This window comes from Camelimonas sp. FR25 (assembly GCF_059740505.1).
Window position 1 is genome coordinate 162,154 of record NZ_JCAWFG010000084.1, and the last position, 15,920, is coordinate 178,073.

At 67.7% G+C, this 15,920-nt stretch carries 14 protein-coding genes and 1 tRNA gene; 6 read left to right on the plus strand and 9 right to left on the minus strand.

Translation table 11 applies throughout. The annotated features are described in order from the left end of the window. Nucleotides 1-171: 171 nt before the first annotated feature. Both AC6A67_RS11610 and AC6A67_RS11615 read right to left on the minus strand, forming a co-directional pair. The gene (locus AC6A67_RS11610) at nt 172-999 is read right to left on the minus strand and encodes a sulfite exporter TauE/SafE family protein (protein ID WP_498036714.1); all 828 of its coding nucleotides are present in this window, start codon (nt 997-999) and stop codon (nt 172-174) included. Between the two features lie 288 nt (nt 1,000-1,287). After that, nucleotides 1,288-1,806 carry a rhodanese family protein gene (locus AC6A67_RS11615; protein ID WP_498036715.1) on the minus strand — a complete coding sequence of 173 codons (519 nt, stop codon included), beginning with the start codon at nt 1,804-1,806 and terminating at the stop codon, nt 1,288-1,290. 125 nt (nt 1,807-1,931) lie between these two features. Between AC6A67_RS11615 and AC6A67_RS11620 the strand changes: the two genes are divergently transcribed. Beyond that, entirely contained in the window at nt 1,932-2,816 is an 885-nt protein-coding gene (locus tag AC6A67_RS11620; protein WP_498036716.1) for an MBL fold metallo-hydrolase, read from the plus strand. A gap of 60 nt (nt 2,817-2,876) precedes the next feature. On the opposite strand, the gene AC6A67_RS11625 is transcribed toward AC6A67_RS11620, so the two are convergent. From AC6A67_RS11625 to AC6A67_RS11635, 3 genes are read right to left on the minus strand one after another with little or no spacing between them, the layout of a single operon-like run. Next, nucleotides 2,877-3,692: a prolipoprotein diacylglyceryl transferase family protein gene (locus AC6A67_RS11625; protein WP_498036717.1), complete on the minus strand. Its 816-nt coding sequence runs from the start codon at nt 3,690-3,692 to the stop codon at nt 2,877-2,879. Between the two features lie 35 nt (nt 3,693-3,727). Further along, nucleotides 3,728-5,143: an ATP-binding protein gene (locus tag AC6A67_RS11630; RefSeq protein ID WP_498036718.1), complete on the minus strand. Its 1,416-nt coding sequence runs from the start codon at nt 5,141-5,143 to the stop codon at nt 3,728-3,730. After that, nucleotides 5,140-5,826, minus strand: coding sequence for a response regulator (locus tag AC6A67_RS11635; RefSeq protein ID WP_498036719.1), 687 nt, complete (start codon nt 5,824-5,826; stop codon nt 5,140-5,142). Before AC6A67_RS11635 ends, AC6A67_RS11630 begins: the two co-directional genes overlap by 4 nt. 185 nt (nt 5,827-6,011) lie before the next feature. Between AC6A67_RS11635 and dsbD the strand changes: the two genes are divergently transcribed. Genes dsbD through AC6A67_RS11650 form a run of 3 tightly spaced genes read left to right on the plus strand, consistent with a single transcriptional unit; the run spans nt 6,012 to nt 9,222 of the window. After that, a complete protein-coding gene (dsbD, locus tag AC6A67_RS11640; protein ID WP_498036720.1) occupies nt 6,012-7,859 on the plus strand; it encodes a protein-disulfide reductase DsbD in 1,848 nt (615 codons plus the stop codon). A 60-nt stretch (nt 7,860-7,919) separates the two neighbouring features. Continuing rightward, a complete protein-coding gene (locus AC6A67_RS11645; protein WP_498036850.1) occupies nt 7,920-8,552 on the plus strand; it encodes a DsbA family protein in 633 nt (210 codons plus the stop codon). 1 nt (nt 8,553) lies between these two features. Beyond that, nucleotides 8,554-9,222, plus strand: a complete 669-nt coding sequence (locus tag AC6A67_RS11650; protein WP_498036721.1) for a L,D-transpeptidase — start codon at nt 8,554-8,556, stop codon at nt 9,220-9,222. A gap of 179 nt (nt 9,223-9,401) precedes the next feature. On the opposite strand, the gene AC6A67_RS11655 is transcribed toward AC6A67_RS11650, so the two are convergent. From AC6A67_RS11655 to AC6A67_RS11670, 4 genes are all read right to left on the minus strand, one after another. Then, nucleotides 9,402-9,491, minus strand: a tRNA-Ser gene (locus AC6A67_RS11655). A gap of 998 nt (nt 9,492-10,489) precedes the next feature. Further along, nucleotides 10,490-11,725, minus strand: coding sequence for an ABC transporter substrate-binding protein (locus AC6A67_RS11660; RefSeq protein ID WP_498036851.1), 1,236 nt, complete (start codon nt 11,723-11,725; stop codon nt 10,490-10,492). 305 nt (nt 11,726-12,030) lie between these two features. Next, nucleotides 12,031-12,672: an NUDIX hydrolase gene (locus AC6A67_RS11665; protein WP_498036722.1), complete on the minus strand. Its 642-nt coding sequence runs from the start codon at nt 12,670-12,672 to the stop codon at nt 12,031-12,033. A gap of 744 nt (nt 12,673-13,416) precedes the next feature. After that, a complete protein-coding gene (locus tag AC6A67_RS11670; protein WP_498036723.1) occupies nt 13,417-14,049 on the minus strand; it encodes a hypothetical protein in 633 nt (210 codons plus the stop codon). A 475-nt stretch (nt 14,050-14,524) separates the two neighbouring features. Here AC6A67_RS11670 and AC6A67_RS11675 point away from each other — a divergent pair, with 475 nt between their 5' ends. Together AC6A67_RS11675 and AC6A67_RS11680 are read left to right on the plus strand one after the other, a co-directional pair. After that, nucleotides 14,525-15,241, plus strand: a complete 717-nt coding sequence (locus AC6A67_RS11675) for a fumarylacetoacetate hydrolase family protein (RefSeq protein ID WP_498036724.1) — start codon at nt 14,525-14,527, stop codon at nt 15,239-15,241. A gap of 5 nt (nt 15,242-15,246) precedes the next feature. Beyond that, nucleotides 15,247-15,771 (plus strand): flavin reductase family protein, encoded by a 525-nt coding sequence (locus tag AC6A67_RS11680; RefSeq protein WP_498036725.1) that lies wholly within the window; start codon nt 15,247-15,249, stop codon nt 15,769-15,771. Nucleotides 15,772-15,920 lie beyond the last annotated feature (149 nt).

A 15,920-nucleotide genomic window follows, 5' to 3' on the forward strand; every position in this document is an offset into this window, starting at 1 on the left:
GGCGCCGCCATCGCGCATCCGCCCGGCGCTTTGGGAGATGCCCAAGGGCTGTGCGCCTTGGGCACGCGGCATGGGCAGTAAGCCTTGGGCAACGCGCCTTGGGCAGTGCGCCTTGGGCAACGCGCAATGGGCAACGCGCCTTGGGCAACGCGCCATGATGCGCGCGTCAGGTCAGCGTGGCCACAGCGCTGTCGCGCCAATGAACACGGCGGCGAGGATAATGATCACCGCCACCGCGACATTCAGCAGGCGTTTGTGCGCGGCCAGATTGCGCGACGCCATGGCGCCGAGCGCCGAACCCGGCGCGCCGCCTGCAACCATGGCCAGCGCCACGCTCCAGTCAACCAAACCGCTGGACGCATAGCTGGCGGCGGTTGCGGTCCCGAAGCTGGTGACTGCGACAAGCGACGAAGCGATGGCGAACTGCAATGGCATACCGCTGGCGGCCATCAGCGCCGGGGTGATCAGAAAGCCGCCGCCGATGCCGAAAAAGCCGGATAGCGCGCCGGTGAGGCCGCCCGCGCCGACAAGTCCGGGGAAGTTGCCCCAGTTGAGCCGCACGCCCGGATCACCGTCTCCGCTGCGGCCGGTGAGCATCAGGGCGCCAACCACCAGCATGAGCCCCGCGAACCACACCAGCAGGGACGGGCCGCTGATCGCCTTGCCAAGCGCTGCCCCGCCCAGCGCGCCGCCGACGCCCGCCACGGCGAACACGCTGGCGCAGCGCCATTTCACCAGGCCTGCGCGGGCGTAGTGGACGAGGCCAAAGATGGCGTTGACCGCGACCACGACCGCGCTCGTGCCGATTGCCACATGGGGACTGGCGATTCCGACCACATAGATCAGCAGCGGCGTGGCGAGGATGGAGCCGCCGCCGCCCGCAAGCCCGAGCATGAAGCCGACCAGCGCCCCCGAGAGGGCGCCCGCGCCCAATTGCAACAGATTGATGTCCATTAGCCTTGCTCCGGCGCCACGGACGTGGGCGGACGTCGCCGACATGGCGCGTTTACTGACGCGTTAGCGTGCGCGCCGACTTGAGCGCCAACTTGCGCGCTGGTTGGCGCGCAGCCTGCCGGCGCTCTGTGGTCTGTGATGGTGTGCAGGATCGCCGCCAAGGCGCAGCGCCATGCGCCGACCCCACCGCGCCCAATGCCGTCGACATGGGCCGTGTGGCGCGGCCCAGGCGGCGCCATGGCGGCCAAGCGGGGCATGGCGCGCATTCGCGACGGCCTTAGGGGACGGCCTTTGGGGGGCGGCCATGGCGCGCGGGCCTGCCCCCCCGCCGGATCAGACGCTGGCGGCGCGCCGGTTCCATGGCGCCAGAGCCAGTACGCGCGCCATGCCGCAGAAGCCGGAGACGCCAGCGAAGATCAGGCCTGCGCCGACAAAGCCCGACAGGGCGAAAAAAGCGGGATGAACCAGCGCGCCCAGCACAACGCCAAGCAGCACCAGGCTGCCTGCGCCGATCTGCACCTGCCGCTGCATTTCGATGGGCTGGCTGCGATCCGTCACAACCGGAAGGCTGGCCCGCTTCCACGCGTCGAGCCCACCCTCGATGATGTAGCAGGGCTGCCCCTGGCTCCCGGCGGCCAGCTGGTCCGCCGCCGCCGCCGTGCGCATGCCGCTGCGGCAGTAATAGACGGCGCCCGCATCGCATGTGGCCGCGGCGCCAGCGCCGCCGGGCGCGCAAGCCGCGCCGGAAATGTGTTCGCGGGCAAATTCGTCGGCGCCACGAATGTCAATGAGCCGCACGCCCTGCTGCTGAAGCGCCCGGGCCGCGGTTGGGGAAATGGTCTGGACCGACATATCGTCGTCTCCTTTCTTTGAATTAGTTGTTGCTAATGTAGTAAGATTGCATACATTGTCAAGCAGCACGGCGGTTGGTCTGACGGCCAGCCGCCACCCACGGTTTCCGCCAAGGAGGCGCAGAAATGAGCACTGCTCCTGAGATCCGGGCGTTCTTTGACGAGCCCACCAACACGGTCAGCTATCTGGTTTCCTGCCCCGAGACGGGCGAAGCAGCGGTGATTGACCCGGTCTTTGACTTTGACATGGCCAGCGGCAAGGTCGACGCCAGATCTGTCGGCGCCATTGTGCGGGCCGCAGACGCAGCTGGCCTCACCTTGCGCTGGGTGCTGGAGACCCATGCCCACGCCGACCATCTGTCCGGCGCGCCATGGATCAAGGCGCGCACTGGCGCGCGTATCGGCATCGGCGAGCACATTCGCGACGTGCAGAAAATCTTCCGTCCGGTGTTCAACGCCACCGACCTGCACAGCGATGGACGCGACTTCGACCATCTGTTCCGCGACGGCGAGCGCCTGGCGCTTGGATCATTGACAGTCGAGATCCTGCACACGCCCGGCCACACGCCCGCCGATGTGTCCTATCGCATTGGCGAGGCAGTGTTCGTCGGCGACACACTGTTCATGCCGGATTACGGCACCGCGCGCGCCGACTTCCCCGGCGGCGACGCGCGCCAGCTTTACCGGTCGATCCAGCGGCTGCTCGCGTTGCCGCCGCAGACCCGGCTGTTCATGTGCCACGACTACAAGGCGCCGGGGCGCGACGATTATCGCTGGGAGACCACGGTGGCGGAGCAGCGCGCCGGTAATGTGCATGTGGGCGCAGGCGTGACCGAAGACGCGTTCGTCGCCATGCGCGAAGCCCGCGACGCCACGCTTTCAGCGCCGCGCCTGCTGTTGCCGTCGATCCAGACCAACATCCGCGCCGGCCGGTTTCCGCAGGCTGAGGACAATGGCGTGCGCTATCTGAAAATCCCCGTCAGCTTTGCGCCCGGCGCCGCGCCCGAATGACCGGGCGGACCGGTTGACCGGCCCGCCAGCCAGGATTGCGCCGCATCCTGGCCTCGCCGGTCACTCTACGCCCTGGCTCGCCGTCCCCAGCCTGCCGATGGCCGCCTCCAGCGTCTCGCGTGATATCTCGCCGACGCGGGCGGAACGCAGTCGGCCATCCGTCCCCAGGAACAGCGTCACCGGCAAGCCTGGCATGTCGTAATGGCGCGCCACGCTCTGGCCGGGATCCTGCAACACATTCGGCAAATCGAATGATTGCAGGGCGAGATAACGACGGATGGCCGGCAAGCCCTCCCCCGAATTGATGAAGACGATATGCACGTCCGGATGCCTGCGGGCGACCTCCGCCATCATCGGCATCTCGCGGCGGCACGGCGGGCACCAGCTGGCCCACAAATTGACCACCACCGGCTTGCCCCGGAACGTCTGAAGCGTAACCGGCGCGCCATCCAGCGTGTGCAAGGCGTGCTCGGGCGCCGGCTGGCCGGATTCGGCGCCAACCAGCTGCTCGGTCAGATGCCACGCGAACAGGCCCGCGGCCAGGCACAGCGCTGCGCCGGCAAGCGCCCGTCCCCCGCGTAGCAGCCACAGGCTGGCCAGCGCCACGCCGAGCAGAGCACCCTCCCAGGCGAAGCCCCCCTGCCAGAAGGCCAGGGCCCGCAGTGGATCGTCCGCGAAATTGCCGGCGTGCGCCGCCACATGCCACAGCCGGGCGCCGATGAACGCCATGGCCGCCGCCCACGACGACCAGCGCGCCAGTGACGGCGCCAGCCGGCTGGCGGCGACGGTGCTGCAGATCAAAAAGACAAAAACGCCAATGATCACCGCGAGGCGATCAGCAGCAAAGACCAAAGGTCCAAGGGTCACGGCTTGCATGGCGCGGCTGTTGCCTGTGCTGGCTTAAGGACAGCTTAAGACCGGGCCACAGCTTCCTGCACGGCGCCGGGTGTCCGGGTTTTGCGTTCAAATAACCTGAGTTCAATGGCGGCTGCGAGCCCAGGGGCGTCGGGTCGGTTGCGCAGGCTCAGGCTGGCGCCGCCGCGCGCCAGCGCAGCGCTGGCGATAGCGAGGCCCAGGCCGCTACCCACATGCCGGGCGGCCCGTCCACGAAAGAACCGCTCGGTGGCGCGGGCCAGCTCGTCCTCAGGCAGGCCTGGGCCTGTGTCCTCCACCACAATGCGCTGGTCTGGGCTTTCGCCCTCAAGCCGCCAACGCACCACCCCGCCAGGGGCCGTGTGCTGCACGGCGTTCTCGTGCAGATTGCGCACCGCAAGGTGGAACAGTTCACGCGTCATCGGCAGCGTGACGGCGTCGAGCGCCTGGTCAATGGACACCGTGACGCCGTCGCTGCGCACCTGGCCGGCCACTGCCGCGATCTCGGCGCCGGCGTTGATTGCGCCAGCGGCGCCGCCACATTCGCTGGCGTCGAGTTGCGCCATCGCCAGCAGCTGGCCGATGAGGCGCGCCGTGCGGTCCACGCCGCTCTCAATGTGTGCCAGCGCCGCATCACGCCGTTCGGCGTCGGGCGCGAGGCGGGCGATCTGCGCCTGCGCCCTGAGCGCGGCGAGCGGCGTTCTGAGCTCATGGGCGGCATAAGCGGTGAAACTGCGCTCATGATCACGTTGCCGCGCCAGCCGCCCGAACAGATCATTGAGCGCCACGATGACGGGCTGGATCTCGGTGATCGGCCGCCCGGCGCTGACCGGCGTCAGCTCGTCCGGACCGCGCGTCCGCAATTTGTCCGCCAGAGCGTTGAGCGGTTGCAGGCTGCGCCCGGCGATAAGCCAGATCAGCAGCGCCAGAACCGGCAGGATCAGCAGGCCCGGCAGCAGCAGGCCCAGCAGCAATTCCTGCACCAGGCGGTCGCGCAGGGCGAGCCGGTCGCCGACCAGAACCCGCTGGCCGCCGCCAGCGGCGGTAACAGCATAGACCCGCCACATCTCGCCATTGACCAACCGGTCGGAGAAGCCGCTTTGCACCTCTGACAGCGCTTCATCCGGAGCGCCGCTTGAGCGGCCGACGAGGCGCCCGTCGAGCGACCAGATCTGGCACGACAGCTGGCGCGAATAGCCGCCGCCATCCGCCGGCCGCGTCACGAAGCCTGCCGCTGCGTCGGCGCGAGCTTCGGTATTGTCGCCGCCCGCGGCGCCGCCATGCCCCTGGGCCGCCAGCGAGGCGACCATGCGGGCGGCCTCCATCAGGCGTGTGTCGAGCACCTGTTGCAGTTCGCGTTGGGCGCCAAACATGATCCAGACCGTCGCCGACAGCCACACCAGCGAGGTGGCGAGGGTCAGCAGCAGGAACAGCCGTTTGCGCAGCGAGGTCATGGCCGGGCGCTCTGCGTCTGGTGGGGCGGGACGCGCATGCGGTAGCCGACGCCGCGCACGGTCTCGATCAGTTCCCGACCAATCTTGGCCCTGAGGTTGTGGATGTGCACCTCCACCGCGTTACTCTCCACCTCTTCCTGCCAGCCGTAGAGTTTCTCGGTTAGCAGATCACGCGACAACACCGCCCCCGGCCGGCGCATCAACGCCAGCAACAGCGCGAACTCACGCCGCGACAGGCTGACCGGCTCGCCGCCCAGCAGCGCAAGACGGCGGCCGGGATCGACAGCGAGCTCGCCACAGCGCAACTGGCCGCTGCTTTCGCCGTCGGCGCGCCGTCGCAGGGCGCGCAGCCGCGCCGCCACCTCCTGCAGATCAAACGGCTTGCCGAGGTAGTCATCTGCGCCGCAGTCGAGCCCGCGGATGCGATCGGCCACGGCGTCGCGCGCTGTCAGCATCAGCACCGGGGTGGCGTCGCCGCGATCTCGCATGCTGGCCAGCAGATCAAGCCCTGAGCCGTCCGGCAGCATGATGTCGAGGATCACCGCGTCGAACGCGCCTGCGATCAGGGCGGCGTCGGCATCGTGGAAATCGGCGGCGCAATCTACGGTCAGCCCCTGCAGGGACAGGCCCACCTGCAGCGCGCCGCGCAGATCCGCATCATCCTCCACCACCAATATGCGCATGCTGTTCTCCTGGCCCAGCACAGGCGGCTGTGCGGCGCGCCTGCCCGTTTCCTGCCCCATCCCTGGCCACCCCTGGCCTGAGGGAATGGCCAGACCTCTCCCCCAACAGAAAGCCGGCGGCTTAAGGCTGGCTTAAGGCAGGCGGGCGACCCCAGCGGCGACAACGCCACGACGGAGGGTTGCTGATGTCATCGCCTGGACGCCTGCTGCTAGCCTTTATCGCCCTTGCTGGCGCGCTGTTGGCTTCAATCCCTGGCGCAATGGCTGCGGCGCGCCCCGCGGCCGACGCTGCCTTCCCCTTCGTCGCCAGCCGCACCATCACGGGCGAGCTCGATCTCAGCTGGCAAATATCGGCGGGCGCCTATCTTTATCGCGACAGCATCACCCTGCGCGAGGCTTCCGGGGCAACGCTGGCGATCGATATGCCGCCTGGCGTCGAAAAGGACGACCCCACCTTTGGGCCGACCCATGTGCTGGAAGGGCCTGGCGAAACGCGGGTCCGCGCCGCATCAGCGCCGGCGCGCGGCGTCGCCACCCTCACTTATCAGGGCTGCGATGCAACGCGCGGCGTCTGCTATCCGCCGCAGACCCGCCAGATCGACCTCGCCACCCTCACCGTAAGCGAAGCAGAATCCCCTGGCGCCAGCATGGCCGCCGCACCCAGGAATGCCGGTGCAAAGGTGGACGACGCCATGGCTGGGCAGCCCGCAGTTGCTTCGCCCCCGGGCGCAATCGATGACAGCCAGGACATCGCCTCGCGGGTGATGGCGCTTGGCCTTGCGCCGCTGGCGGCGGCGTTTGTTGGCTTTGGCCTGTTGCTTAGCCTGACGCCCTGCGTATTGCCGATGGTTCCGGTGGTGTCGGGCATGTTGGCGCGCTCGGGCGCAGCCACCAGCGGTCGCGGCTTTATGCTGGCGCTCACCTATGTGCTGGCCATGGCCACGGCCTATGGCGCGCTCGGCGTGGTCGCCGGCTGGTCAGGGCAGAACCTGCAGATGGTGTTGCAGACGCCGTGGGCGATCGGCGCCATGAGCCTGATCTTCGTGGCGCTCGCCTTGTCGATGTTCGGCTTCTACGAGCTGAAGGCGCCCGATTTCATCACCAGCCGCCTCGCCCGCAGCGGCGGCCACGCCCGTGGCTCGCTGCCTGGCGCCGCCGCCCTTGGCTTCACCTCAGCCCTGATCGTCGGCCCATGCGTAACGCCGCCGCTGGCGGGCGCCCTGCTCTATGTCTCGCAAACCGGCGATGTGACGCGCGGCGCCGTGGCCCTGTTCGCGCTGGGTCTTGGCATGGGCGCGCCGCTGCTGGCGCTGGGCCTGGTCGGACCGCGCGCCCTTCCGCGCAATGGGCCATGGCTGATCCGGGTCAATCACGCCTTTGGCGTGATCTTCCTCGCCACCGCCATTTACCTGTCGAGCCGCATGCTGCCGGGACCCGTGGGGCTGATGCTGTGGGCGCTTCTGGCGCTTGGCGTCAGCGTGTTCCTCGGCGCCTTTGACCGCAGCGGCCCAGCCTCCGCGCCGGCGCAACTGGCGCGGGCTGGCGGCCTCGTCGCGGCTATCTATGGCGTCATCCTGCTGGTCGGGGCGGCTAGCGGCGCGGCCGATCCGCTGCAACCGCTGGCCCGCTTCGCCACGCCCGCCGCCGCCACCTCCGGGCCAGGAAGCGTGCGCGCCGTCACCGTTCGCACCACAGCCGATTTTGAGCGCGCGCTGGCCGTCGCCGCTTCCGCCGGTCAGAGCGTCGTGGTCGATTTCACCGCCGACTGGTGCAGCATCTGCAAACAGATCGACCGTGAGGTCTTTCAGTCGCCCGAGGTGATGGCGCGACTGGCGCAGCGCCAGCTCATCCGTATCGACGTCACCCGCAATGACGCCGACAGCCGCGCCCTGATGCAGCGCTTCGCCGTGGTCGGCCCGCCCGCCATCATCCTGATGAAAGACCCAACGGCGCCGGTGGCTGGCCAGCCAAAGATCGTCGGCGCCATCGACCGCGCCGGCTTCCTCAACCGCCTCGACCAGGCCGGGCTGTGAGCCCTGCCGGTTCAAACCCCACCATTCACGAGAAGAGAGCCTGTCATGACTGATCTGTCCCTGTCCCGTCGCCAAATGCTCGGCGGCCTCGTTGGCGTCGCCGCCGCCACGAGCCTGCCGCTGCCGGCCTTCGCCAATACGGACGACGTCTCCCGCGAGATGATTCTGAACGACCCTGAAGCGCCGTGGACCGGCGCAGCCAACGGCGATGTCACCATTGTCGCCTTCCTCGACTACAACTGCCCGTTCTGCAAAAGCTCGACGCCCGCCCTCGACCGGCTGGTGCGCGAGGATGGTCGCGTGCGCCTCGTTTACAAGGACTGGCCGATCCTCGGTCTTGCGTCAGTGCATGGGGCGCAGATGGCGCTGGCGGCGGCGAGGCAGAACCGTTACCGCGAGGCGCATCACGCCCTGATGGGCATTCCGGGCCGGCGCATTGAATCCGAGGTCATGTCAAAGGCCGTGGCTGCCTCGGGCGTCGACATGCAGCGCCTCAACGCCGATATGAACCAGCACGGCGACGCCATTCGCGCCCTGCTTAAGCGCAATATGGCGCAGGCCGATTCCATCGGCTTTCGCGGCACGCCGGCCTATCTGATCGGCCCGTTCCGGGTGGAAAGCTCGCTCGACTTCGACGGCTTCTCGGCGGCGGTCAAGGACGCGCGGGCCCGTCAGAAAGCGGAGCGCGGCTGAGATGGCCCGGCTTCGTTATCTGACCACACGGGTCTGCCTTGCGACGTTCGCCGCCATCGCGCTGTCGGCCTGCGTCACCACCCAGCCGCCACCCGCTGCCGTCGCGCCGCCTGCGCCCCGTGTCGATCCGGAAACGGCCGCCCGCTACGGCAGCGTGCCAGGGGAAAAGCATCACGTGCCTCCGGTCGCGGCACAGGACCTCGATCCGCGCAATGTTCGCCAGCTGGTCGACTATCACGGCCCTGAAGCGCCGGGCACGCTGGTGATCGACACCGGTCAGCGGTTTCTGTTTCTGGTGCGGGAGAACGGCAAGGCGATGCGCTACGGCATCGGCGTGGGCCAGGAGGGGCTTGAGTTCAAGGGCTCGGCCAACATCCAGCGCAAGGCCGAATGGCCCCGCTGGACGCCGACGCCCGACATGATCCGGCGCAATCCGGAGAAGAACCGCCCATGGGCGGGCGGCATGACCGGCGGCACGCACAACCCTTTGGGCGCGCGGGCGCTCTACCTGTTCCGCGGCGGCCGCGACACGCTGTATCGCATCCACGGCACCAATGAACCGCACACCATCGGCGAAGCCGTATCGTCCGGCTGCATTCGCATGCTCAACCAGGATGTCATCGACCTGTACAGCCGCGTGCCCATCGGCGCGAAAGTGGTGGTGAAGTAACGTCTGCCTTGATGTGGGAGGCCCGGTTGCGAGGTGGATTTGCTCCTGCAAACCCGCATTTTTTGCTGGCTGCCTGCCGAAAACCCGCCCTCCACCACATGTTGAACCATGCCGAAGGGGGGCCAGAAAAATGGCCCGCCGGACACGCATTTAACAATCTTGGCGCTGGACAAAGTCATTGGCGGATGGGGTGAGATTCGAACTCACGGTACGGTTGCCCGCACGGCGGTTTTCAAGACCGCTGCCTTAAACCACTCGGCCACCCATCCATCCGGGCGTCCCGCATCGCCGCTGGCGAGAAGGAGCGCATCGCCGCGCCGGGGCGCGGGCCGCGCGGCGTCGCTGCCAGCGCGGGGTCGGCAGTTGTTGTGCCGTCCGGCGGCGGGATTGGCAAGTCGCAAATGCGCCTGCTGCGCCGGTGTGCACAGCGGCTGGCGACAGCCGCCCGGGGGCGCCCATGGCGAGGGACGCCAGCCGCGGCGAGCTACATGGTTTTGTCGCGCGGGGCGATATGCGCGCCGCGATGCAGCCACCAGGGCGACGTTTTGTGCGGGCGGGCTACAGTGTCGATGCGCGTGACCGGACGAGCGGGTCTTGGCTCCGCCGCCATGCCCATGTCGGTCGCGCGAACCGCACATTGCGTGGTGACCGGCGCCACATCGCCCGCGTGATCGCAAGGCAGCCACAGACAGGCAGATGTCAGAGCGGGGACGACCGTAACGTGCACGGACATAACGGCGGGACACAGGCTGCGCAGCGTAAGTTGTCTCGATGAACCGGCGCGGGCTGCGCTTTCGAGCCGACGACCCTGACGGCTATCACCTCGCCGCCCGTTGTCCCATCTCCGTCATGCCCGTGCCCGTCACGGGCAGCCTTGCGTTTGGCGCTCGGTGCGACCGGATCGCGATGAGGAACGAGTTGCGTTGTGGCGACTGGGCTGTGCGTGAGGAGACGTGGATGCCCGTGGCAAGCACGGGCATGACGGCAAAGCGTTCGGGGCGCAACGGCGCGCGTTTCGCCAGGAGCGTCGGCGCCTTCCAGCCTGTTGGCTGCGCCCCGGTTGTGCGCCCGCCAGTTGCGCGCCCGCCCGTTGCGCGCCCCCAATGACGGGGGCGCACATGCTTTGTGCTCTATGGGCGATACGCGACGTAGGCCGGCGAGGCTTAATCCAGGTCGCGAAGATAGTGACGCATCCGCGACCTGCGAAGCTCAAGCGCCGCTCGGGCTTGATCAGAACCCGATGAGTACTGCTCATCGGGGTCTTATATTACTTGCCCTGGGAGCCGCGGGCGCTGATGACCGGGCCGTCGAGCACCCAGCGGTCGCCCTTGAACACCATCATCTGCAGATCCTCGATCGGGAAGTGATCGGTCGGCGAGGTGGACATCGTGATGCCCTCCTGCAGCAGCGGCGGCTTGAAGTCCTTCAGGCTGGTGGCGACGGCCATGACGTTGTCCGTGGTCAGATTGTCGCCAGCCTGCTTGAGGATGTGCGCCAGCGAGGCGGTGATGGCGTAGCCGTAGGCGTAGAGCGAATTGTTCAGATCGCCGTCCGGCACATATTTGGTCATGAACTCCTTGAAGACCTTGACGTCAGCGCTATTGGCCAGCGCCGGGTCGGTGATGTCCTTCACATAGGTCGCGGTGATAGCGCCCTGGGCGTTCTCAAGGCCGGCGGGGATCAGCACGGCGCCGACCTGGGCGGCCACGTTGTTGAGGATGTGCACCGGCTTCCAGTTCAGCTCGCCAAGCTTGCGGGTCGACTGGGCGGCGAACTTGGGCGTCGACAGATTGAGGAACAGGTCCGCGCCCGAGGCCTTCAGCTTCACCATCTGCGAATCGACGGTGGGATCGGTGAGGTCATAATGCGCTTCAGCGACGATCATCGAGGTCTTGTCGCCAAGCCCATCCTTCACGCCTTTGTAGATATCCTTGCCGTAATCGTCGTTCTGTACCAGCACGGCGATCTTGGCGTTCGGATACTTCTCCTTGATCAGGGCGGCGTATGCGCGACCTTCCGAATTATAGGAGGCGTTGAACGGCATCGTCCACGGGAACTGCTTGGGGTCATCGCCAAAGCGCGTGCCGCCGGAAGCGAGCAGGAGGTGCGGCACCTTCTTCTGGTTCATATATTTCATGATGGCGGTGTTGGAGGGCGTGCCCACCGTGCCGAACAGCACCAGCACGCCATCATTCTCCACCAGCTTGCGGGTCTGTTCCACCGCTTTGGGGGGGCTGTAGGCGTCGTCATAGGACAGGAACTTGATCTTGCGCCCGTTAATGCCGCCCTGCTCGTTCAGCATCTTGAAATAGGCCGACGCCACCTTGCCGACCACGCCATAAGCGGAGGCCGGGCCGCTGTAAGGCACGAAATTGCCGACGACAATCTCCGTATCGCTGGCGCCGCGACTGTACTTCTTCTCGGCCATGGCGGGCGACAGCCCCCCGGCCACGAGCAATGCGGCGGCGCATAGTCCGGACAAAAAGGTCCGCTTCCCAACAATCACGGCGTACTCCCCAGTTTATACTTTATAGGGAAGAACTAGATCGCATAAAATTTGTGATAGCAACCCGGAAGAAAGGTGAAGCCGCAATTTGGACATGCCTGCCTGGAATGCTGGCGTCTGCGAATCCTCTTGCGTATGCGCATTGGCCAAGCCCAGATCGAGCGGCCATTGGCGTGGACGGTTGCTGGCGACGGCGCCAACGCGCGCACAGGCGCGACCTGACCCATCCTGCCGACATGGCCGGTCGCCACCCCTATTATTTGCCCATTACGCCGCTCGCCAGGCCCGACCGGGGCTGTCGCTTACGCCGTCTCAGGGTCGGACGCAGCCCCCCGGGCGCCGCCGCCAGCCGTCGCAGGGCGGGTGGGCGCGGTGCGCGGCAGCGGCGCCAATTGCCGGAAACTCATCATGCCGCCGTCCTTGTCGATCAGCGGCGCCTCGATGCGTGGGCGAGAGCGCGGCAACGCGCCCAACAGGCGCTCATCAAGCGTGTCAATGATGTCCGCCAGTTCAGGCTCAGCGACGAGGCCGGCGGCGACATCCTGGGGGTGCCAGACGCGGTCGCGCTGCCCCTGTTCAGGGAAGGCCTCATCCTGACCACGCACCAGCAAAGGGAACACCGTGACTGAACATTGCTGCAACTGGCCATTCTTGCGGCGCTTGATATAGCCATAGACGCCAACGGGCTCATGGCTGATGCGCCCGCGCAAGCCCGCCTCCTCCCATGCCTCCTGGGCGGCGGCCTGGGCGTCGGTGCGGCGTTTCATCGGCCAGCCCTTGGGGATGACCCAGCGGCCCGTGTCGCGCGACGTGATCAGCATGATCTGCAACGAGCCGTCGATCAGCCGGCGGTAGGGCAACGCCGCCACCTGCAGACCATCCTGCCCCTTGTTGTCATGACGCCTGTCGGACCGGCCAGCCTTCGTCATCCCTCCCTTCGCCATTCACTACGCTCCAAAGACCGGACAACCGCCGGAGAATCAGTTCGGCGCCGCGCGAGGGCGCAGCGCCGGCGACAGTCTATATGCAATCCTGCCAGACGTCCTCGCCAGACGGGCAAGCCGCGCGCAGCCGTCTGCCCCGAGCAATGGCGGCGGCTTGCGCCAGATGCGCCTGAAGGCCGCCGTTTACGCGACTGCTGCGCACCGCTCTCGGTCAAGCCAATTGCGGATCGCCACGCTCGCTCCCGCCCCGACCCGCTCGCAAAGCCTGGAGCCAGCCGCGGCGCCCCCGGCCCCTGTCGACAGCGTAAGCAGAACCTTGCAGGCGAAACGATCGCATTCAAGCAACCTCACAGACCAGCCGCGTCGGCCCGTCAGACCCGTGCGCGCATCGGCGCGTCTCACATCTAGATCTTTACACCGGTTTATTCAAGTTCGTGCTGCGCGCCGCTATTTAACCTTACGTAACCAGCGTGAGGCATGGCGATGGTGACGATATCTGGCGCGCGCGGCTCTGATCCGGCCCCAGAGGAGCGGTGACGGCCCGGCGGCGCCAGACCAGCGCCCCCCCTTTGGCCGCGGCGGCAGCCTCCGGATAGGGCTATGCAGTCCCTCGCCTGCTTGTGGCAGGCGCGCACGCCGCCGCGCAGCGGCGGCGGCCTGAGGGCGCCCCGTGACTGCGGCGCCTGATGTCCGCGACCTGGCGCCGACAGTTGTTGCGGCAGCTATGGCGCCAGTCGCCAGGCCTCAGCCATGGGACTGGCGGGCGCGGTCGCGCGCCGACGCCACCACCTTGCGTAGCGCCTCCTCGGCTTCGGCCGCCTGACGCAGTCCCTGTTGTGACACGGCGGGATCGTTGGCGGCCGCCACCAGCTCACGATATGGCTCCACATTCCGCCGTAAGCGCCTGGAATAAAACGCGTCGAGATACTCCTCGCCATACACCTCGACCAGATGCTCCAACGCATCCTCCAGCGCAGCGCGCAACACCAGCGCCTCGATACGCGACTGGCCGGCGCCTCCTGCGGCGCCTGGGGCGGGAGCGCGCGCCACGCCGCCCGCCGCTGGCCAGGCCGCGCTGGCGGCGTCAGGCGCAACGCTGTCGCCGCCGGCGCGACGTACGGTGGTGGCGCCGCTGCGCCAGGGCTCGGCCGCCGCAAGGCTGGCTGGGTGCGCGCCCGACGCGATCGGCTCAGGCGCGGGCTGCGTCACCGCCGGCGGCGAGGGTTCGACGCGCGTCACCGACGAGGCGGCGCGGGCGACCGCCTCTGGCGGCGGCGCGGGCGGCGCAGCGAGCGCACGCCGCCGCAGCAACAGCGCCCCGCCAACGATGGCCGCCAGGGCCGCACCGGTGATCAGCAATGCGGAATCGCTAAGCATAGTTTCCCATAAAGCCACCTGTTTGCTGACGGATAGGGGCGCTGACGCCGCCTGCTTCCGCCTGCTGCGAGTATAGTGGCCGGTCGCCGCGCTTCAATGTGGCTGCCAGCGATTATTGCCGCCAATACATACGTGAAAAATGCGCCATTATTTTATTTCACAGAAGGAGCCCGACCAATTGACCAGGGCGCCCGCTCGGCAGCCAGCTGACGGAGGGTGATCGCACAGGCGCCGTGCAGCATGCGCCGTCTGCCTCCGACGTGATGTTGCGGCGCTGCAGCCTGTCGCGCCGTGATCATTGCCTGGCTTATTGCCTGCGTTTGTTGTCTCGTCCGGTTCCCTGGGCCGTAACCACGCGCCTTGCCCGCCGCCTGCGACGACGCTACGACAGCACCTGGCTGCGCCTGAACATGCAAAGCGTCATTCAGGCGCGTATCCGGCAGCGGCGCTGACGCAACAGCCCGAGGAGGCGCACATGACAGAAATCGCCGCAGAATTCGTCATCCCGGCGCCACCCAGCCCCTCGGTCGCCGTCGCTGGCACGCAGGCCCGCTTCCCGGTGCGGCGCATCCTCTGTGTCGGGCGCAATTACGCCGACCATGCCCGCGAGATGGGCAGCGACCCCGAGCGCGAGCCGCCGTTTTTCTTCATGAAGCCGGGCGACGCGGTGCGGGACGGCGGCGACATCATTTATCCGCCGCTCACCAGCAATCTGCATTTCGAGGTCGAGCTGGTCGTGGCGATCGGCAAGGGCGGCGCGAACATCGCCGCCGCAGAGGCACCGGAGCACGTTTTTGGCTATGCGGTCGGCGTCGATCTGACCCGCCGCGATTTGCAGAACGCCGCCAAGGCGATCGGCCGGCCATGGGATTGGGGCAAGGCCTTTGACGCCTCCGCCCCCTGCGGCGCCATTGTGCCCGTCGCCCAGGCTGGCGATCTGACCGACGTCGACCTGTGGCTCAGCGTCAATGGGGCCGAACGGCAGCGTGGCCGCACCTCCGACATGATCTGGCCTGTGGCCGATGTCATCGCCATCGCCTCTCAGGCCATGAATCTGGCCCCCGGCGATCTGATCTTCACCGGAACCCCGGCGGGCGTTGGGCCGTTGCTCCCGGGAGACCAGGTGGCGGCCCGGGTCGCAGGTCTGCCGCCGCTTGATTTCACCATTGTCGCGCCAGCCCAGGGCAGTTGATCTCCATGCAGGCCAAGCAACCAGCGGCGACGCAGCCCACGGCGGTCGCCGATGATCTGCGCCGCGCCATGCGCCGCGTCGCCAGCTCCGTCGCCATCGTCACCACCCGCCGCAATGGCGAGGATCATGGCATGACCGTCACAGCTTACAGCTCGGTGTCGCTGGAGCCGCCATCGGTGCTGGTGGTGATCAACACCAGCGCCTCGCTGCACGAGCCGCTGACCCAGGGCGACGGTTTCTGCCTGAACATTCTCGACGCCAGCCAGCAGGATGTGGCCGAGGCCTTCGCCCGGCCAGGCGCGGGCCACAGCCGCTTCGCCACCGGCGACTGGCGGCGCCCGGAGCAGGCGGGCGCGCCCGCCCCGGCGCTTGCGTTGGCGGGCGCCCAGGCGTGGATGCAGTGCCAGGTCGACAGCATCGTCACCGCCGGCACCCATTCCATCGTCACCGGCCGCGTCACCGCCGCCTGGGCGGCGGATCATGGCGCCCCGCTGCTCTATCTCAATGGCGGCTTCACCAGCCTGCCCTGACGCGCGCACGACGCCAAGGCCGGACGTCCCCTGGCGCACTATCCACCAGCCTTTGGTCGTGGCCGCTGCGCCGGGCAAGCTCCTGACATGGCGCCGCTGGAATTGGCGCGGTAATGTGCGCGGCGATAAATCGCCATGCCTGGGAGGAC